Genomic DNA, 19,313 nt, shown 5'->3' on the forward strand with positions numbered 1-19,313 from the left:
TCACTCGAAGACGTCCAGCGGCAGCGCCGCGGACACCAGAACGTTCGGAATGTTGACGACCGACGAAATATGCAGATCCGCCGCCACACTCACCAGCACGTACGCCTGCTCCCGACTCAGCCCCCGATACGCCACCAGATGATCGACCAACTCACCAAGCGCATTCGCCGCCGCGAGCCCGACGTCCATGAACCGGTTCTCCCCACCCGCCGTCACCGGCACCCCCGTCGTAGCCACATACTCCCGCGTCGACCGCTCCCGGAACCGATACATCGGCGCACCCGGCAACCCCGGCAACTCCCCCCGCTTACGCAACCCGATCCGCAACACCGCCCGAGCAGCCATCTCGATCGCCACCCCGCAACTCTCCCCATCACCCTGCGCGAAATGCGGATCACCAACAGACAGCAACGCACCCGGAACCTCGACCGGCAACTGCACACTCGACCCACCAGTCAGCCGGCGGATATCCATGTTCCCGCCGTTCTCCCGCGGCGGCACCGTCCGAACAGCCACCGCCGACAACACCGGATCCGACGGCACCGCACCCCGCGACTCCGGCAACATCACGAAAGCACCCGTCGCCGCCAACGCCGCCTCCCGCCGCGCGAACCCCGCCATCCGCTCCACCGAGGGCGCCACCCCGATCACACCCAGAAACGGATCACCAGCAACCGCGATGCCCGGCAACTGCGCCGACCGCGCCACACCACCGGCCAACTCCCACTTCGCCAAAAAATGCCCGGTAAACCGATCCGCCAGCAGCCCGAGGCCGGGAAACAGCAAAGTGAACCCGAAATCACTGGCCCGCACCTCCAAGATCTCCACATCCAACAAATCACCCGGCTCGGCACCCTCGACATAAATCGGACCCGTCAACGGATGCCCCCGCGTCACATCCAACGCGACCACATCCTCAACCCCACTATGCGGCCAAATCTGGAAATCCAAACCGTCCCGCATATCCACATCCACGACGTCACCGGGCACGACCCGCAACGTCGGCTCAATCCCCGGATGCCACCGGTTATGACCCCGCCGATGATCCTCGAAAAGCGAACGAGACAGATCCAGCTCGATCCGATGAGTACTCATCCATGCCCCAAACGGTCACCCTCGGCCTCACGCCGGCGGGAGAAGTGCGACAGGGCGACCGAGATGACCAGCGCCCCGCCGAAGAAGAGGTTCTGCACGAACGCCTGCGCACCCAGCAGCTGCAGGCCGGTGATGCCGGTGACCAGGAAGTAGACCGCGATCAGCGTGCCGATGGCGTTGAACCGGCGCGGCTCGATGGTGGTCGCGCCGAGGAACACCGCGGCGAAGGTGGGCAGCAGGAAAGCCTGCGAGCCGGTCGGGTCGGCCGCGCCGGTGGTGCCGACGTACGCCACACCGGCCACGCCGGCGCCGAGCGCGGAGATGACCAGCCCGACCCAGCGCAGCCGGCCGACGCGCAGCCCGGAGAGGCGGGACAGGCTGCGGTTGCGGCCGACGAAGAGCATCTGCCGGCCGAAGACGGTGTACCGCAGCACGAACCAGACGATCGCGCAGAGCCCGAGCCCGTAGTAGAAGGCGAGCGGGACGCCGAGCAGCCGGAGCCCGACGACCACGTGCACCAGGTCGGGTGAGATGCCGACGATGGTGTTCGAGTCGCTCATCCAGTACACGACGCCGAGGAAGACCGTGCCGGTGCCCAGCGTGGAGATGAACGGGTCCACCCCGAAGATCACCACCAGCGCGCCGTTGAGCAGGCCGGCCGCGGCGCTGACCGCCAGCGCGGCGAGGACGGCCAGCCAGATCGGCCATCCACTCTGGACGTTGAACACGGCGACCGCCATCGACGAAACGCCCATCACGCCGGCGATGGAGAGGTCGTAGTCGCCGGCGGTCATCGGGATCAGCAGGCTCAACGCGAGCAGTACCAGCACCGACTGGCTGCCCAGGATGGACTGCCAGTTGGCCGCGCTGAGGAACGTCGCCGGCCGCAACACTCCGAACAGGACGATCAGGACCAGCCAGAAGGCGATCAGGCCGTACCGTTCGGCGAGGCCGCCCCAGCTGTGCGGTCGCCGTACGGCGGCCGGCGCGGTGTCCGCGGCGATGGCCTCAGCCATGGTTCGCCTCCAGGGTCTCGCGGGCGATGTTCGCTTTGCTGACGCGGTCGCCGGTCAGCTCGGCGACGATCCGGCCGGCCCGGATGATCAGGACCCGGTGGCAGATCTGCGCCAGCTGCTCCTGGTCGGCCGAGGCGCAGACCACCGCCGCCCCGTCGGCCGCGCCCCGGCGGACGATGCCGTAGATCTGTTCCCGGGCCCCGACGTCGACGCCCTGGGTGGGCTCGTGCAGCACCAGCACCTTCGGCCGGGTCTGCAGCCACTTGGCCAGCATCACCTTCTGCTGGTTGCCGCCGCTGAGCGTGCCGTACCGGGCGGTGAGCCGGCGCGGCCGTACGTCGTACTCGTCGAGCAGGGTGGCGGAGTCCGCGCGCAGCCGGCCCCAGCGCAGCCCGAGCCGCGACCGGTACCGGTGCAGGACGCGGAGGCTGATGTTGTCCTGTACCGACATGGACAGCGCCGCGCCGTCCCGGGCCCGGTCGCCGGGAACCAGCGCGATGCCAGCCTCCACCGCGTCGAACGGCGCGAACCGGGCCACCGGGTACCGCCGGCCGGCGACGGTGAGGTGGCCGCTGGCCTTCCGCCCGGCGCCGCCGAGCAGGTACGGCAGCTCGTCGAAGCCGGAGCCGAGAAGCCCGGTGACGCCGAGGATCTCGCCGGGCGCGACGGTGAACGAGACGCCGTCGACGGTGGTTCCGGCCAGGTCGGTGACGGTCACCACCGGTTCGCGCCGGGTGGTGGCCGCCGCGGGACGGTGGTCGGTGCCGGCGAGGTGCTTGCCGATCATCAGCCGTACCAGGTCGGCGCGGGTCGTGCCCGCACTGTCCACAGTGCCCTGGAGGTGCCCGTCACGCAGTACCGAGATCCGGTCGCAGACGTCCAGGCACTCCTCCAGGTCGTGCGAGACGAACAGCACGCCGTTGCCGGCCGCGGTGAGCCGCCGGATCAGGTCGAACAGCGTGCCCCGGTCCCGGTGCGGCAGGAACACGGTGGGCTCGTCGAGGACGAGCACGCCCCGCTCCCCGCGGGTCCGCTCGACCGCCCGGACGATCGCGAGCATCGCCCGCTCCACCTGGTTGAGCGCGGCGACCGGTGCGCGCGGGTCCAGGTCCAGGCCGTACCCGGCGAGCGTGGCCCGCACCTGCCGGGCCTCGGCGCGCAGGTCGATCCACCAGCCGGAGCCGCCGCCGAGCCGGTCGACGGTGAAGTTCTCCGCGACGGTCAGCGACGCCTCCAGGGCCAGGTCCTGGTGGACGAAGCTGAGGCCGCCCGCGACCTGGACGTCGGCGCCCGGGTCGGGCTCGTGGAACCCGGCCAGGATCTTGATCAGCGTGGACTTGCCGGATCCGTTCTCGCCGACCAGGCCGTGCACCTCACCGGCGCGCAGGTCGAGGTCGACTGTGGACAGTACCGTGGTGCCGGCGAACGTCTTCGACACATCGCGCAGCCGCAGCAAGGGGAGATCCATCCGGCCGGCCTAGCTCGCCAGGCCCCACAGCTTGCGGTAACCGTCGACGTAGCCGGTGTAGCCGGCCTCGTTCTGCGGCGGGGTGCCGAGCTCGCCGATGTTGTCGCCGGTGAAGACCCGCAGCGGCGAGGAGGCGTTGGTCAGCGGCGGCTGCCCGACCAGGATGCGCAGCGCCTGGTCCATCGTGACGTAGCCGATCCAGGCGATCGACTCGCCGACCTCCATCTCCACCACGTTCTTGTTCTGCAGCATCTCCAGTACGAACGGGGTGTTGTTGAAGGTGGCGATCCCCACCGAGCCCTTCTTGCCGGCCGCGGTGATCGCCGAGGCCACGTACTGCGAGGAGCTGTCGAACAGCGGGATCACGTAGTCGATGCCCGGGTCCTTCAGCAGCGCCGCCTGCACCTCGCTCTGCATCTTCGAGGCCCAGTCCGCCGCCGGTACGTTGATCTCGGTGGCCGTGCACTTCGGACAGTGCTTGGCGAACTCGTCCGCGATCGCCTCCGCCATCGGCTTGGACGGCGGCGACTCGTTGGTGGTGATGACGAGCGCGTGCGCCGCCGCGTCGCGCTGGAGGATCGCCCAGTCGGCCATCAGCCGGGCCGCGTCGGTGAACGGCGCGTACGCCACCGCGGCGACGTTCGCCGGGATCGGCATCGTCGGGTCGTACTGGTGCGGCACGACCACCGGGATGCCGGCCGCGGCGGCCTGGGCCAGCTGCGGGGCGAGCAGCTGCGGCGGCGCGGCGAGGACGATGACGTCGGCCTTCTGCGCGATGGCCTGCTCGATGCCCTGTACCCACTGGCTGGTCTGCCCGGTGGAGGGCCAGACCGTGAGATTGACCCCGACCGATCCGGCGATCTGCTCGAACGCCTTCTGCACGGCCAGGGTGAACGGGATGGTGCTGGTGTTCGGCACGAAGAAGACGGACTTGCCGGCCGCGGCCTTGGCGTCGATCGCCGGGCCCTGCGCCTGGAACGGGGGTTGCTTGAGGTACTTCTCGATCTGACCCCGCGCGTACGACACCTCGGCGGACGAGGAGCCGCTCCCGCTGCTCGACGTGTCGCCGGCGGTGTCCGCGGTCGAGCAGCCGGCGACCAGGGCCGCGGCCGCCGCGGCGGCGGTCAGGCCCGCGCCCAACCGCCATCTCTGTGCTGGCCAAACATCCATGTCAGCCTCCAAGGCGATCTGTTCAGCAATGTCGCCAGGGGGAGCAACCTGGATACCGGAGAGTCTTGCCCTCGGGTGATCACGTGTCAAGAGTTAAAATAGCGGTTCACTGTGTGAAACGAGTGCCGCCGAGCAGGTCCTCCAGGATCGCGGTGCCGACCGGCAGGTGCTCCAGCCACAGCCGCTCGTCCGGCGCGTGGATGTTGCCCTCGGGCAGGTCCAGCCCGGTCATCACGGTCGGGATGCCGAGCTCGCCGAGGACGCTGAGCAGCGGCAGCGTGCCGCCCGCCCGGATGGTGAGGGGCGCGGCGCCGAGCGCGTCGGTGAACGCGGCCCGGGCGGCGGCGAGGATCGCGCCCTCGGCCGGCAGCAGGCTCGGCGGGCTGCTGCCGACCCGCTCGATCTCGAGCTCGGCTCCGGCCGGCACCGCCGCCCGCAGCAGCCGGCACACCTCGCCGGCGATCGGCTCCAGCCGCTGGCCGGGTGCCAGCCGGATGGAGAGGCTCGCCCTGGCCGTACACGGGATCTGCATGTGGTGCAGCAGCGGCTCGCCGGCGGCGACGCCGTTCACGTCGAGGCTCGGCTCCGCCCACAGCCGGGTGTAGAGGTCCTCCGCCACGTACCCGTCCGCCGGGTGCGCGCCTTCCCCGCCGAGCAGGTCGGCGGCGGTCGGCAGCAGCGACAGCCGCTCGGCGGTCTCCCGGGGCAGCGGCACGGCACCGACCCGCAGCGGGTCCGGGAGCCGGCCGTCGGGGCCGGGCAGCACCGCGTCCAGCACCCGCACGAGCACGTGGACGGCGTTCATCGCGGCCCCGCCGAACTGGCCGGAGTGCAGGTCCCGGCGCCCGGTGCGCAGGTGCAGGCGGAAGAAGGCCATCCCGCGCGCGGCCTCGTAGAAGGCCGGCCGGCCCTTCGCGATCATCGGACCGTCGAAGATCAGGCAGCCGTCCGGGCGGTCGGCCATCTCCCGCAGGGTCTTCAACGCCAGTACGCCGCCGCTCTCCTCGGCGCCGTCCAGCAGCAGCCGGACGTTGACGCCGAGCCGCCCGGCCGCGACCAGCGAGCGGAGCGCGGCCAGGTACATCAGCAGGTGGCCCTTGTCGTCGACGGTGCCCCGCCCGTACAGCCAGCCGTCCCGGATCCGCGGCGCGAACGCGGGACTGGTCCACAGCTCGGCCGGGCCGGGCGGCTGCACGTCGAAGTGCCCGTAGATCAGGATGGTCGGCGCGGTCTGCGTGAACCGCTGGGCCGGTACGTCGGCGAGCAGCACCGACTCGCGGCCCTCGCGCAGCACCCGGGTCGCCGCACCCACGGCCTCCAGCCGGGTCCGCAGCCAGTCCACCGCGCGGACCATGTCCGCCGCGTGCGCCGGATCCGCCCCGACGCTCGGGATCTCGACCAGCTCGACCAGCTCGGGCAGCCAGCGGTCGAGGTTCATCGCCCGCTCCCCCGGCGCAGCCCGGAGATGCGCTGCGCGCAGCCCCTGACCTGGGCGCTGAACCGGCGCCGGGACGTCTCGTCGGCCGGGTCGTCGCCGGAGAGCGCCCAGGTCAGCAGCACCGCGGCGTCGGCGCTCCCGTCGGCCCGCAGGACCGGGGCGGCGACCGTGGCGGTACGCGGCGAGCCGGCGGCCACCGAGTAGCAGTACCCCTGCTCCCGGATCACCGCCATGTCGTCCAGCTCGTCCGGCTTCTCGTCGTCGCCGGCCGCCCCGGCGGCGAAGGCGAGGATCACCAGGCCCGGTGCGTCGTCGCCGAGCGGGCGCGAGGCCCCGACGCCCTGGGTGAACTTGATCGGCTGCAGGCTGGGCAGCTCCAGGTTGATCACGTACCGGTCGCCGCTACGGGCGCAGAGCGCGACCGTCTGCAGCGTCTTGTCCCGCAGGTCCTCCAGATGCCGCAGCGCGATCTGGGTCATCGAGTCGTTGGACCAGAGCCGGCCGGCCAGCTCCAGCACGCTCCAGCCCATGGAGTACCGCCGGGTGTCCGGATCCTGCTCGACATACCGGCGCTCCAGCAGGTCGCGGGCGATCCGCATGGTGGTCGCCTTGTCCATGTTGGTCCGGCTGGCCAGCTCGCTGAGCGTCAACGGGCGGGTGGCGTCGCGGAGCGCTTCCAGGACGTCCAGGGCACGGTTTACGGAGCGGGTCACTGGACAAGGGATACCAGGATTTCACCAGATGACACAAGGTGCCAGGCCTTAAACCTCATCGGGTACCGCCGGTCAGCGGCCCGGCGTGAGGGTGACGGACTCGCCCGGGCGCATCGTGACGCGGCGCCGCCAGGTGCCGGAGCGCACCTCGGTGCTGGTGCCGCCGACACTGCGGACGACGGCGCGGGTCGCCTTCCCGTCGCGCCAGGTGAGGTCGACCTCGAAGCCGCCGCGGGCGCCGACGCCGGTCACCGAACCCTTCGCGGCCCACGCGCCGGGCAGCGCCGGGAGCAGCTCGATGACCCCGGGCCGGGAGTAGAGCAGCATCTCCAGGGCGGCGGTCGCGCCACCGAGGTTCGCGTCGATCTGGAAGATGGTGTAGCTGCCCTGGCTGTACATGTCGAAGAAGTTGGCCGAGGTGCCGTTGCCGTTGTTCATCGAGGGGCGCAGCACGGTCAGGTAGAGCTGGTAGGCGCGCTCGGCGTCCTTGAGCCGGGCCCAGCACAGCGACCGCCAGGCGCAGGCCCAGCCGTAGCTGTCCATGCCGCGGGCGACGAGCAGGTTGCGGACCCCGTCCAGCAGCGCCGCCGGGCTGGTGTCGGCGGCGATCCGGTCGCCGGGGTAGAACCCGATCAGCGGCGACAGGTGCCGGTGCGTGGTCTCCCCCAGGTTGTCCGGGGTCATCCACTCCTCCAGCCAGCCGGTCTTCGGGCTGACCCGGGGCAGGTAGAGCCGGGACCGCAGCTCCTGGAGCGCGGCCGCGAACTCGGCGTCCCGGCCGAGCCGTACGCTCGCGATCTGGATCTGCTGGAACAGGTCCCAGGCGAGCTCCTGCGCGTACGTGATGCCCTTCGCGTCCGGCCCGTGCTCCGGCGACCAGGCGGTGTCGTCGACCAGCACCTCTCGGGAGGTGCCGTCCGGGTCGGTGACGGTGGTGCTGATCAGCCGGGCCTGCCAGAACTCGGCCGCCCCCTTGAGCACCGGGTAGATCTTCTCCAGGTACGCCCGGTCCTGGCTGTACTCGTAGTGCCGCCAGAGAGAGTTGCAGAGCCAGGCGTTGCCGGAGGGGTGCCACACCCAGCCGCTGCCGCCGTAGATGTTGGTGGAGAAGGCGATCGCCCAGCCGGCGATCCTGCCGCTGCTGTTGCGGAACCGGTTGCTCGGGTCGTTGAACAGCCGCCGGGTCACGTCCGTCCAGACCGGCAGCTGCGACACGCAGTAGTCGGCCAGCGCGTCCGCGCACTCGCCGAGGCCGGCCGGGTCGGCGAGCCAGTAGTTCATCTGCACGTTGATGTCGGTGTGGTAGTCGGCGTACCAGTCCGGGGTGTTGTTGTGGATCCAGAGCCCCTGCAGGTTCATCGGCAGCCCGTCGCGCGAGCCGGTGATCGTCAGGTAGCGGCCGAACTGCAGGTAGGCCGCTTCGAGCTCGGGGTCCGGAGTGGTCGGATCGGTGTACCGCACGGCGAGCCGCGACCACGAGTCGAGGGAGCGCTGCACCGGCGACGACGCGCCGAGGTCGATGCTCATCCGGTCGTAGAGCCGCCGGTAGTCGGCGACGTGCGTGGCGAGCAGCCGGGCACCGGGGACCCGGGCGGCCGCGACGGCCTTCGCCCGGGCCAGCGCGAGCGGGTCGGTCGCCGGGTCCCGGAAGTCCTTCGCCGCGTCCGGCGTGTAGTCGGTGCCGGCGCAGACCACGACGACCACCTCCCGGCAGCCCGTGAACGTGACCTTGCCGCCGTCGGCGCGGACCCGGCCGCCGATCCCGACGACGGTGAGCGCGGCCGCGTACCGCAGCCCGTTGGCCAGCGTGCCGGTGAAGCTGGCCTGCTCGCCGCTGGCCGCGGTGCTCTCCCCGTGGGTGCCGGCGAGGGTGACCGTGCCGGTGTGGCTGCCGCCGCCGGACTGGGTGAGCCGCAGGACCAGCACGTCGTCCGGGTGGCTGACGTACAGCTCGCGCCGGTAGCGCGCGGTGCCGATCCGGTAGCTCGCGGCGGCGACCCCGTTGCTGAGGTCGAGGCGCCGCCGGTAGTCGGCGTACGCCCCCGGGCCGTGGCCGGCCAGCGCGACCCGCACCTGGGCGAGCACCCCGAAGCTGCCGAACCCGGTCGAGTCGTACGGCAGCTGGCCGTCGCCGGTCAGCGTGTCGTTGCGGCCGCCGGTCCAGAATGAGCCGTCGGTGAGGTAGATCGCGTCGTCGGCCGGATCGGCCGTGGCCAAGGCGCCGAGCCGGCCGTTCCCCACCGGCAGGCCCTCGCGGATGACCTGGTCCTCGCGGGCCGGGGTGCGGTACCAGAGCGTGGTGGCCTCGGTTTCCGGGACCAGCGCGGGGTCGGCCGGCCGGGCCGGGGCGGCGTGCGCGGCGAACGGCCGGGCGCCGGCCAGCGCGAGGCCGGCCCCGGCGGCGCCGGTGAAGCGGAGGAAGTCACGGCGGGACGATTCGAGCACGATCATGTCCTTCCGGCACAAGGATCGGATCTTTACGGTCTTCCGCACGAGCGAATCGGGTGTTCCGGCCGTAGTAGATCTCCAGAGCACCGATGTTTCCGCAATATAGTGACTTGTTTCGGGGATATCAATGGCCCCGGTGCCGGACCAGAACGCGCCGCGCGGCCCTAGGGCCTATGCCGCGTCAGTACGTGGCCCGGCCGCCGCTGATGTCGTACACCGCGCCGGTGGAGAAGCTGACCCGGTCCGAGGCGAGCCAGGAGACCAGCTCGGCGACCTCCTCCGGCCGGCCGAGGCGTCCCATCGGGATCAGGCTCGTGATGTGGGCGAGGGCGGCGGGGTCGGTGTTCGCGTTCATCGGTGTCTCGACGACCGCGGGGGCGATGACGTTGGCCAGGACGCCACTGGTCGCCAGCTCCTTGCCCAGCGACTTGGTCAGGGCGATGACCGCGGCCTTGGACGCCGAGTACGGCGACATGTTGGGGTTGCCGTCCTTCCCCGCCATGCTGGCGATGTTGACGATCCGGCCCCAGCCCCGCTCCCGCATGCCCGGCACGAACGCCTTGCAGGTGTGGAACGTGCCGCCCACGTTGACCGCGAAGGTGTGCTGCCACCCGTCGAGCGGCACCTTCCACAGCGGCATGTTCGGCCCGACGACGCCGGCGGAGTTGACGAGGATGTCGACCGGCCCGATCCGCCCGGCCGCGTCCCGGACGGCCGCCGCGTCGGAGACGTCGACGCGCACGTCGGCGCCGGCCGCGAGGTCGAGTGTGACGACCTTGACTCCGTCTTCGGCCAGTCGGGCGGCGGCCGCCGCACCGAGCCCGCTCATGCCACCGGTGACGACAGCGGTCCGGGTACCGGTCACAGGCACTCCTCATCCATCGACCAGAGATTCCGATTATCGGAACGGTCATCGCGTAAAAGGAAAGATGGCCGAACCATAACCGCTCGACTCTCGCCGCGAAAGGCGTCTGACGTCACACTTTCACTTGATCGGAACGAAGATCTAGTATCCGGAACGTGGAGGGGCTGACCGTGGAGGTCGACGGCTCGGACGTCCGGCTGGTGGGGGCCGACCGGGTCCTCGCGGTGCTCGCGGAGCTCGCCCACCACCCGGCCGGGATCGGCTTGGAGGAGATCGCCCGGGCGATGGACAGCCCCAAGCCGACGATCCACCGCGCGCTCGCCGCCCTGCGCCGGGCCGGGTTCGCGGCGCGCGACGGGTACGGGCGGTACATCCTCGGCGACGAGTTCCTGCGGCTGGCGTTCCTGCACCACGAGGCGCGCCCGGACCACGTGCGGGTGCTGCCGATCCTCGAGGCGCTGTGCGCGCGGTACGGCGAGACGGTGCACTACGCCACCCTCGACGGCCGCTCCGTGGTCTACCGGTCCAAAGTGGATCCGCCCGCCGGGCAGGTCCGCCTGACCTCGGTCGTCGGCGGGCGCAACCCGGCGCACTGCACGGCCGTGGGCAAGGTGCTGCTGGCCGCCGCCCTCCCCACCGAGCAGGCGGTACGGGACTGGGCCGGCGACCGTCCACTGGAGACACCGACCGGCCGGTCCCTCGGCACGGTCGAGGATCTGCACCGCGATCTGGTGCGCATCCGCGAGCGCGGCTACGCCGTCGACGACCAGGAGAACGAGCCGGGCGTCAACTGCGTCGCCGTCCTGGCCCACCTGACCTCCCCCACCGTCGCCAGCGGTGCGGTCAGCGTCAGCGGGCTGGCGTACCGCACCCCCCTGGAGAGTCTCGTCGACGACCTGCCCGCCATCCGCGCCATCGTGGCCGGGGAGCCGGCCGGGTCCCGTCCCTGAAACCGGAGAGTTCCCGTGTACCTGATGCGAGTTGGCGCCGCCGGCGCCGAGAAGCCGGCCGTCCGCGTCGACGAGACGTCCTATGTGGACGTCTCCGACCTGGCCGGCGATTTCGACGAGAAGTTCTTCGGCTCCGGTGGACTGGCACGGCTCGCCGGGCCGGTCGCCGAGCGGATCGCCGCCGGCGAGGTCCGGCCGTTCGCCGGGCAGCGGATCGGCGCCCCGATCGCCCGTCCGCACCAGATCCTCTGCATCGGCCTCAACTTCAGCGACCACGCCGCCGAGACCGGCCAGAGCGTACCGGCCGAGCCGATCCTGTTTACCAAGTCGCCCAACACGCTCGTCGGTCCGTACGACGACGTGCGCATCCCGCGCGGCGCCACCAAGACGGACTGGGAGGTCGAGCTCGGCATCGTCATCGGCACCCGTACGTCCTATCTGGACAGCCCTGCCGACGCGGCCGCGGTCATCGCCGGGTACGTGCTGGTCAACGACGTCAGCGAGCGGGCCTTCCAGATGGAGCGCGGCGGGCAGTGGAGCAAGGGCAAGTCCGCCGAGACGTTCAACCCGGCCGGCCCGTGGCTGGCCACCCCGGACGAGATCCCCGACGTGCGCGACCTGGGCATGTGGCTGGACGTCAACGGGGTGCGGCGGCAGACCGGCTCCACCAAGACCATGGTCTTCGACCCGTACGCGATCGTGCACCACCTGAGCCAGTTCATGGTCCTGGAGCCGGGCGACCTGATCAACACCGGCACCCCGCCCGGCGTCGGCATGGGGCACCGGCCGCCGATCTGGCTCAAGCCGGGCGACGTGATGGAGCTGGGCATCGACCGCCTCGGCGTCGCCCGGCAGCAGGTCGTCGGCCCCCGGTAGGAGGCTCAGGACCCGGCCGGGCGGAGCGTGGCCCTCCGGAGCAGGTTGCCGGCGGCGTCGTGCCATTCGAGGCTCGCGCGGTCGTCCGCCGTACGGCGCAGGGAGAGCGGGCCGTCGGCGAGGCAGCCGACCCCCGCGGTACGGCCGGCGGCGGTGCGCAGGGCGCCGTCCGCCGGCTCGGCGAGGACGAGCCGGTACGTGCACGCGGCCGCCCGCGCCGTGCCGACCGCCGTGCCCGCCGGCACCGGGCACCCCGGCTCGCAGGTGACGGTGACGGTGAACGTCTCGTCCTGCCACGTGCCGGTCAGATCGTCGCCGGCCGGGCCGCCCGCACCGCGTACTCCGATGAAGATGGCGGCCAGGACGGCGGCGAGCAGGCCCGCGGCCAGGAGCCCGGCGGTGGTCCGGGCCCGGCCCGCCGGCGGCGCCGACCGGAGTGGCCGCCGCGCGGTCGTCCTGGTGGCCGCGGACCGGGACCGCAGCGCGAACGGCGCCGACACCTCGGTCTCGAAGCCGGTCTCGTCGGCGAGGAAGCGGCGGTACGTGTCGAGCGCCTGCCCGAGCGCCGTGGCGAGGTCGGCTTCGTCGACCTCGGCGAGCGGGTCGAGGTGGACGAAGCCGTAGCTGACGTCGAGGGGGCGGCCATGCTCGTCCAGGACGTTCGGGCTGCCGACGTCCTCCGGCCTGATCCGGTGGGTACGGGTGACCGGCGTGGCGCGGCCGGCGGGGGTGTCGGCCGGGCGGTTCTCCTCGACCAGGCCGGCGAGCCCGTGCTCGGCGAGCACGGCGGGGACCAGCCGGGCCCGGAAGCCCTGCCGGCGTCCCCGCGCCACCAGGAAGGCCCAGCCGCCGCTCATCGGGACAGCACCGATGCCGGCAGGTCGTGCTCGAGCCGGTGCAGCATCCGCTGGAAGTCGTCGAGGACGACCGTGCGGGCTTCGAGCAGCGTGTACGCCTGGCGGTGCGCCTCGGCCCGGAACGCGGCGAGCTCGGCGTCCTTGCGCTGGCTGGGCCGGGCGATCCAGTCGAGCATCATGGCCACGACCTCGCCGCTGTACGGGCGGCTCATGACGCTGTCGAGCGTGGCGCGCAGGGCGACACCGGCGGGCCGGAGCAGGAAGGCGCCCATCTCGCTGACGATCTCGTCGGGGGTGTGCCGGCGGCGGGCCCGGTACTCGCTCTCGATGGCGCCGACGACCTGGCTGTCCATGCTCTGCCGCACGCGGGTGAACAGGTCCGGAACGATCGCGGCGACGGGGATGTCCACATTGTACGGTGCGAAGGTGCCGTCGGGGCGTTTGGTGACCACGCCGGTCGACTCGTCGAGCCGGGCGAAGCCGGAGCCGACCGCGCTGACCGGGATCAGCCGGACCGTGGTGCGCGAGCGGACGAGGTCGCTGATGTGGTCGACGGTCATCAGCGCGTCGACCACCGCCTCCAGCCGGGTCCGGTCGTCGGCCCCGGCCGGTTCGCCGAAGTCGTGCACCAGGTCCCACTTGGAGATGACCAGGTAGATGGCGCACCGGGCGCGCGCCATCAGCTGCACCATCACCGCGATCTTCGCGATCAGGTAGGCCCGGCCCTGCGCCTGGCCGCGCAGGAACTGCAGCACCCGCCGGCCGTCCAGCACCCCGATCAGGGCGTCGGCCGCGGTCACCTCGCCGACCAGGTTGTCCAGGGCGGTGTCGCCGGCGCCGAGCAGCTCGAAGATCTCCCCGGCGTAGTCCAGGTACTCGATCGTGAACGCCGTGGTCGGCTTCTCCTCCACCTGCGTGACGCAGTCGAACCGGTACGTGCGGGTGCCGTCCCGGCGGGTGGCGCTCGGCCAGGGCTCGGTCGGGTCGACCACGGTGGACAGCAGGCTGCCCAGCCAGACCCGGGTGGACGGGTCGGTGTCCAGGTAGTACGGGCGGCCGGGGCGGGCCCGGAACTGGTAGAAGAGGCTGGCCAGCAGGACCGTCTTGCCGGAGCCGCTGTTGCCCAGGGCCACCACCTTGAACGTCGGCGTCGGCAGCTCAGGGAACGCGCGCACCTGCCGGCCGCGGCGCATGCGCCGGCCGACGAGCGTGACCGTGAGGCCGGCCAGCGCCAGCAGCGACAGGATGAGCAGGAAGGCCATGCGTACGATGCTCGGCAGTGGACGGCCGGCGTACATCAGGGCGGTCCCTGATGTACCCGGCGGCCGGATGTGACCAGGCTGGTGTCATCGGACGAGGTGCGCGAGGCGGCGAGACGACCACCGTAGTGGTCGTGGACGACCATGCCGGTTTCCGGGCGATGGTCGGGACACTCCTGGCCGCCGGCGGCTTCCAGATGCTCGGCGAGGCGGCCACCGGCGCCGAGGCGCTGGTCGTGATCTCCGCGCTCGTGCCGGACGTGGTGCTGCTCGACGTACAGCTTCCGGACACCGACGGGTTCGCGGTGCTCCGGTCCGTCCGGGCGGCGGGTCTCGCGACCCGGGTGGTGCTCTGCTCGGTACGCGCGGCGGCGGACTACGGCGCGCGGCTCGATGGCTGCGGGGCCGCCGGGTTCCTCACCAAGTCGGCGTTGACCCCGCAAGCGCTCAGGGGCCTGCTGCTGGCCGGTTAGGCGCGGCGGGTCGCAGGTAGGCGAGGACCGCGCGCACCCGCCGGTGGCTCTCCGGCTCGGGCGGCAGATCCAGGCGCAGGAAGATGCTGCGGACATGCGACTCCACCGTCTTCGGAGTCAGGAAGAGCCGGTCGCCGATCGCCTGGTTGGAGCGCCCCTCCGCCATCAGCGCCAGCACCTCCCGCTCGCGGGCGGTGAGCCGCTGCAACGGGTCGTCGCGCCGGCGGCCGGCCAGCATCAGCGAGACCACCTCGGGGTCGACCGCGCAGCCGCCGGAGGCGACCCGCCGGACCGCGTCGACGAAGTCGGCCGCGCCGCCGACCCGCTCCTTCAGCAGGTATCCGACGCCGCGCGCGCTGTCGCCGAGCAGGGTCGCCAGGTACCGCGACTCGAGGTACTGGGAGAGCACCAGCACGCCCACCTCGGGATAGGCGGCGCGGATCTCGATCGCCGCCTCCAGCCCTTCGAGGCGATGCGTCGGCGGCATCCGTACGTCGACCACGGCCACGTCGGGCCGCGCCGAGGCAACCGCGTCGCGCAGTGCCCGCCGGTCCCCCACCTCCGCGACCACGTCGAACCCGTACTGCCGCAGCAGGACGCCGATCGCCGTGCGGACCAGCGCCGCGTCGTCGGCGAGTACGACCCTGGTCGTCACATCGGCTCCTTCACGCTCGCGCCGGCAGGACCGCGCAGACGGTCGTACCCCGTCCGGACTCGCTCCGCACGACCAGGTCGCCGTCGAGCGCCCGTACCCGGTCGGCCAGCCCGAGCAGTCCGGAGCCGGAGGCGACGGCCGCGCCACCGGTACCGTCGTCGTCCACCGCCACCCGGATCCCGCCCGGGTCGGGGAGGACGGTGACGCGGATCCGGTCGGCCTGGGCGTGCTTGACCGCGTTGGTCACCGCCTCGGCCACGACGAAGTAGGCGGTGGCCTCGACCGCCGGGGGCAGCCGGGGGATCTCGGCCGCCACCAGCTCGACCGGCGCCGGCACCCGCTCGACCAGCGACTGGAGGGCGGCGACCAGGCCATCCTCGCTCAGGATCGCCGGGTGTATGCCGCGGGCCAGCGACCGCAGGTCGGACAGGGCGGTGTCGAGCCCTTCGCCGCACGCCCGCAGCAGCACGCGTACCCCGTCGCCGGCCTCCGGGCCGAGCTGGCTCTCCACCGCGCGGATGCCGATCGCGGCCGCCACCACGTGCTGCTGCACGCCGTCGTGCAGGTCGCGCTCCATGCGGCGGCGCTCCTCGGTGATCGCGGTGACGATCCGCGCCCGGGACGCCCGCACCTCGCCCAGCTGCGCCCGCACCTCCGCGGTCAGCCGCTGGTTGTCCAGCGTCAGGCCGGCCGCCGCGGTCACCGCCCGCAGCACGTGCCCGTCCTCGCGGAGCGCCTCGTCGTGGATCAGCGCCGCGACCCGCTCCCCCGCGCGGTCCACATAGGTCACCGCCCGGCCACTGCCCGGTGCGGGCCGGGCGAGCGGCGCACCGGCCGCGTCGACCAGCTCGCCCGCGTCGGGCCGCCAGTATCCGATCTGGAGGGTGCGGTCGCCGAGGGCGGTGGCGAGGCGGTCGCGAAGCTGCGCCGGGGAGAGCGGCCGCTGCAGGTCGATGAGGAGCTCGGCGACCGCGGTCCGGCCCAGCCGGACCCGCAGGACCCCGGCGAGAAAGACCAGAGGCAGGACGCAAAAGGCCACCTGGTACACGGTGAGGGCGCCGAGCCGCACCGGATCGAACTGGTTGAACGCGTTGCCGGCCGCGGACGCGAGACCGCCGACGAGGAACGTGAGCAGCACCGGGCCGAGCAGCCGGCGCTGCGGTGGCGTAGCCCGCACCCACCGCCGGACGAGCACGACCACCACGGCGCCGGCCACCACCGCGCCGATGGCGGCCACCGACGTGCTCACCGCGGACAGCATCGCCGGCGAGTCGACGTGCAGCAGGTTGCGCTGGTACGCCGGGCCGATGCCGGACACGTCCTGGAAGAGCGCGCCGAACGGGGTCAGGCCGAACACCGCCACGTAGGCGGTGCCCACGAGCCAGCGCAGCGGCCGGGAGCCGAGCCGGCCGGCCGGGAACGCGAGCACGAGGTGGGCGAGGAAGCCGCTGGAGGCGGTGCTGAGCATGAGGCCGAGCGTGTGGGTCAGCGGGAACGGGACGAAGCGCACGTCCTCGGCGAACCAGCCGAGGCCGACAAGCACCATCAGCAGCCCGACCCGGTTGTCCGGCCGGCGGTGGTGGGCCACCGCGCCCGCGCCGAGGAAGAGCAGGCCACTCACGCCGGTGAAGACGCTCTCCCCGACCGAATGCTCGGCGTCGGCCGCCTTGCACGGGAGCACCACGGCCGCGAGCAGCACGCCGGCGGCGACAAGCGGGTGCACCACGCCTCGCCCGGCCCTCACCCTCCCATGCTGCCCGATCGGCCCCGGGGATCGGCACGTTGAGTAAAGAAGAAGACCGTGGACGGGTTAGGTGCCTGCCCCACGGGAGCCGTGCGACACCGACCCCGACGGCGGCGGCGAACAGACCACCTCGGCACCATCGTCGCACCGACCACGCTCTTCACCGCCCTGTTCTACTACTTCGGCTGGATGTTCTCCTACTGGTTCTTCGACTACTTCGGCGTCAACTCCACCCTGCTCGGGCTGACCAGCAGCGACTACCTCATCCGCAGCGTGGACGGCCTCTTCGTCCCGATGACCGTGCTGGCCTGCGCCGGACTGGTCGCGCTCTGGGGCCGCTCAAGTACGCCGTCGGACTCCAGCGCTCGCTGCTCCCGTCCGCGCGCCCAGCCGGCGCCGGCACGACGGCGACGGCGTGGATCGGCGTCGCCGAATGGGCCGCCGTGTTCGTGCTCGTCGGGGCGAGCCTCTTCTGGGCCGCCACCGACTACTCCAGCGCGGTCGGCCGGACCCGGGCCCGCCAGTTCGCCCAGGAACTGCCCACCTACCCGGCCGTCGTGCTGTACAGCGAACGGAGCCTGAGCCTGCACCACGCCGGCGTACGCGAAGCACCTCATCAGATCGTGGTATTTCGGTGCCCCCAGAGAGGCACTGAAATACCACGATCACTATTTTCAGACGGGATTGCCCCGGTCCGCGCCACCTGCGGACCGCATGCGCGGGGTCCCCGGGGAAACGTGGAGCGCAGCGGAGCGTTTTCTTGGGGTGCTTTCCCGCGGGCACCGCTACGGCCGGCGGCGAGTTGGCGCTCGCCGACTTCCCCGGCCTCCGCTGCCGGCTCCGCGGGGCAAGCCCCTCCAGCGGTTGGCGCCACTCAGGCCGCGCCCTCCGTGCCGAGCGCCTCGGCGACCTCGTCCTGCGCGTACTCGCCCTCGGGGAGCCCTTCGAGCCGGGTGCCCAGGTCGGCCGGCAGGTCCGCCGCGATCGCGCGGCGGACGATCTCGTCGCGGGTCACCCGCTCCTGGCCCGCGAACACGGTGTCCAGCAACCGGGCGAGGCGGCGCTGGCCGGCTTCGTCGCTCATGGGCAGCGGGCTACCCCGGCTGATCCGGACGAAACCCGGCACCGCTGCGGCTCGACGGCGGCTACGCCCGGGACGGGTCCATGCCGGTGTACCCCTTCGGTGACTCCGGCTCCGGCTCACCTTCGGGGCCGCCGGACATCTGGTCGGCGAAGGTCGGCGAGGAGTGCTCCTCCGCGAAGTCCGAGTCCTCGTCGTACGGCTCCTCCTGCCCCGGCCCCGGCCCGTACGGTGAGCGCTGCTCGGCGGGGCGGGTGTCCTTGGCCGGTGCCTGCCCGCGCGGAGCCGGCTGCCGCGCGGCCTTCTCCTTGGCGCTTCCGGCGACGAGCGGGTCGTGCCCGCTGCGCCGCATCTCCGGCTGCTGTACGTCGCTCATCGCCGCTCCTCACCCCGTTCCCGCTCGCCTTTCGGGCCCAGTCCGCGCTCGCCGCGCAGAAAGCCCCGCTGGCCGCGTTCCTTCTGCAGGATCTCGTTGGCTGCCTGGTCGGCCCGCTTGTCGGGGATCCCCTCGTCGTCGAGCCGGTCGCGGAGCCGGGCGCGCTGTATGTCGTACTTGTTGCTGCCCGGCCGTGGCTTGGGCATGATCTGTCCTCCGTTGTCGGTCTCTTCCGGTTGGACTACCCGCCCCCGGGCCGCCTACACGGCATCCGGCGATGTCCGGTGGTTTCGCGGCGGCTGCCGGGGTATTCGTAGGCGTTTGTGGTTCCTGACGAGTCGGGAGGCAGCGATGGCACGAGTCGGGAGGCAGTGATGGCGGGTCTTGTCCTGCGTAGTCCCGCGTTCAACGACCACGACCTGATGCCGGAGCGGCTGTCCCGGCAGGGCGGCAACATCTCGCCGCCGTTGCAGTGGTCCGGCGTGCCGGCCGGCGCGGCCGAGCTCGTGCTGCTCTGCGAGGACCCGGACGCCGGGCGGGAGCCGTTCCTGCACTGGCTGGTCACCCAGGTCGATCCGCGGGCCGGCGAGGTGGCCGAGGGGCAGGTGCCGGCGCGCGGCCACGAGTGGGCGAACGGGTTCGGCGCGACCGGCTGGGACGGCCCGCAGCCGCCGCTCGGCGACGATCCACACCGGTACTTCTTCCACCTGTACGCCCTCTCCCGGCCGCTGGCCCTGCCCGACCGCCCGAGCGTCGCCGACGTGCGGCGGGCCGCGCGGAAGGACGAGCTGGCCAGCGGCACCCTGGTCGGGACGTTCGCCCGCTGACC

Annotated in this window: 19 protein-coding genes; 4 read left to right on the forward strand and 15 right to left on the reverse strand. The window is 72.2% G+C overall.

The features are described 5' to 3' along the window. The 8 genes from RB614_RS42710 to RB614_RS42745 form a co-directional block, all read right to left on the reverse strand. The gene (locus RB614_RS42710; protein WP_308717190.1) at window positions 1–1,095 is read right to left on the reverse strand and encodes an acetamidase/formamidase family protein; all 1,095 of its coding nucleotides are present in this window, start codon (window positions 1,093–1,095) and stop codon (window positions 1–3) included. Further along, a complete protein-coding gene (locus tag RB614_RS42715; RefSeq protein WP_308718443.1) occupies window positions 1,092–2,111 on the reverse strand; it encodes an ABC transporter permease in 1,020 nt (339 codons plus the stop codon). Before RB614_RS42715 ends, RB614_RS42710 begins: the two co-directional genes overlap by 4 nt. After that, the gene (locus RB614_RS42720; RefSeq protein WP_308718444.1) at window positions 2,104–3,579 is read right to left on the reverse strand and encodes a sugar ABC transporter ATP-binding protein; all 1,476 of its coding nucleotides are present in this window, start codon (window positions 3,577–3,579) and stop codon (window positions 2,104–2,106) included. The genes RB614_RS42715 and RB614_RS42720 overlap by 8 nt, the downstream gene beginning before the upstream one ends. Before the next feature lie 9 nt (window positions 3,580–3,588). Continuing rightward, window positions 3,589–4,749 (reverse strand): sugar ABC transporter substrate-binding protein, encoded by a 1,161-nt coding sequence (locus RB614_RS42725; RefSeq protein WP_308718445.1) that lies wholly within the window; start codon window positions 4,747–4,749, stop codon window positions 3,589–3,591. Window positions 4,750–4,855: 106 nt separating this feature from the next. Then, on the reverse strand, window positions 4,856–6,187 hold the full coding sequence (locus RB614_RS42730; protein WP_308718446.1) for a M20/M25/M40 family metallo-hydrolase: 1,332 nt from the start codon (window positions 6,185–6,187) through the stop codon (window positions 4,856–4,858). Further along, a complete protein-coding gene (locus RB614_RS42735; protein ID WP_308718447.1) occupies window positions 6,184–6,900 on the reverse strand; it encodes an IclR family transcriptional regulator in 717 nt (238 codons plus the stop codon). The genes RB614_RS42730 and RB614_RS42735 overlap by 4 nt, the downstream gene beginning before the upstream one ends. A 72-nt stretch (window positions 6,901–6,972) precedes the next feature. After that, window positions 6,973–9,345: a glycosyl hydrolase family 95 catalytic domain-containing protein gene (locus tag RB614_RS42740; protein ID WP_308718448.1), complete on the reverse strand. Its 2,373-nt coding sequence runs from the start codon at window positions 9,343–9,345 to the stop codon at window positions 6,973–6,975. A 184-nt stretch (window positions 9,346–9,529) separates the two neighbouring features. Next, window positions 9,530–10,213: an SDR family NAD(P)-dependent oxidoreductase gene (locus tag RB614_RS42745; protein WP_308718449.1), complete on the reverse strand. Its 684-nt coding sequence runs from the start codon at window positions 10,211–10,213 to the stop codon at window positions 9,530–9,532. 155 nt (window positions 10,214–10,368) lie between these two features. Here RB614_RS42745 and RB614_RS42750 point away from each other — a divergent pair, with 155 nt between their 5' ends. Further along, on the forward strand, window positions 10,369–11,163 hold the full coding sequence (locus RB614_RS42750; RefSeq protein ID WP_308718450.1) for an IclR family transcriptional regulator: 795 nt from the start codon (window positions 10,369–10,371) through the stop codon (window positions 11,161–11,163). A gap of 24 nt (window positions 11,164–11,187) precedes the next feature. Beyond that, window positions 11,188–12,039, forward strand: coding sequence for a fumarylacetoacetate hydrolase family protein (locus RB614_RS42755; RefSeq protein WP_428983222.1), 852 nt, complete (start codon window positions 11,188–11,190; stop codon window positions 12,037–12,039). A gap of 5 nt (window positions 12,040–12,044) precedes the next feature. On the opposite strand, the gene RB614_RS42760 is transcribed toward RB614_RS42755, so the two are convergent. Continuing rightward, window positions 12,045–12,896, reverse strand: coding sequence for a hypothetical protein (locus tag RB614_RS42760; RefSeq protein ID WP_308718452.1), 852 nt, complete (start codon window positions 12,894–12,896; stop codon window positions 12,045–12,047). After that, entirely contained in the window at window positions 12,893–14,158 is a 1,266-nt protein-coding gene (locus RB614_RS42765; RefSeq protein WP_308718453.1) for a hypothetical protein, read from the reverse strand. Before RB614_RS42765 ends, RB614_RS42760 begins: the two co-directional genes overlap by 4 nt. 131 nt (window positions 14,159–14,289) lie before the next feature. Here RB614_RS42765 and RB614_RS42770 point away from each other — a divergent pair, with 131 nt between their 5' ends. Beyond that, window positions 14,290–14,628, forward strand: a complete 339-nt coding sequence (locus RB614_RS42770) for a response regulator (RefSeq protein WP_308718454.1) — start codon at window positions 14,290–14,292, stop codon at window positions 14,626–14,628. Here the strand turns inward: RB614_RS42770 and RB614_RS42775 are convergent. The 5 genes from RB614_RS42775 to RB614_RS42795 form a co-directional block, all read right to left on the reverse strand. Beyond that, window positions 14,603–15,283 carry a response regulator transcription factor gene (locus RB614_RS42775; RefSeq protein WP_308718455.1) on the reverse strand — a complete coding sequence of 227 codons (681 nt, stop codon included), beginning with the start codon at window positions 15,281–15,283 and terminating at the stop codon, window positions 14,603–14,605. The genes RB614_RS42770 and RB614_RS42775 overlap by 26 nt on opposite strands. A gap of 10 nt (window positions 15,284–15,293) precedes the next feature. Continuing rightward, window positions 15,294–17,027, reverse strand: coding sequence for a sensor histidine kinase (locus RB614_RS42780; RefSeq protein WP_308718456.1), 1,734 nt, complete (start codon window positions 17,025–17,027; stop codon window positions 15,294–15,296). 874 nt (window positions 17,028–17,901) lie between these two features. After that, window positions 17,902–18,111 carry a hypothetical protein gene (locus tag RB614_RS42785; RefSeq protein ID WP_308718457.1) on the reverse strand — a complete coding sequence of 70 codons (210 nt, stop codon included), beginning with the start codon at window positions 18,109–18,111 and terminating at the stop codon, window positions 17,902–17,904. A 61-nt stretch (window positions 18,112–18,172) separates the two neighbouring features. Beyond that, window positions 18,173–18,484, reverse strand: coding sequence for a hypothetical protein (locus RB614_RS42790; protein ID WP_308718458.1), 312 nt, complete (start codon window positions 18,482–18,484; stop codon window positions 18,173–18,175). Beyond that, window positions 18,481–18,690: a phosphatidylethanolamine-binding protein gene (locus RB614_RS42795; RefSeq protein ID WP_308718459.1), complete on the reverse strand. Its 210-nt coding sequence runs from the start codon at window positions 18,688–18,690 to the stop codon at window positions 18,481–18,483. Before RB614_RS42795 ends, RB614_RS42790 begins: the two co-directional genes overlap by 4 nt. A gap of 168 nt (window positions 18,691–18,858) precedes the next feature. Between RB614_RS42795 and RB614_RS42800 the strand changes: the two genes are divergently transcribed. Continuing rightward, on the forward strand, window positions 18,859–19,311 hold the full coding sequence (locus RB614_RS42800; RefSeq protein ID WP_308718460.1) for a YbhB/YbcL family Raf kinase inhibitor-like protein: 453 nt from the start codon (window positions 18,859–18,861) through the stop codon (window positions 19,309–19,311). Window positions 19,312–19,313 lie beyond the last annotated feature (2 nt).

This window comes from Phytohabitans maris, assembly GCF_031085175.1.
Lineage (GTDB): Bacteria > Actinomycetota > Actinomycetes > Mycobacteriales > Micromonosporaceae > Phytohabitans > Phytohabitans maris.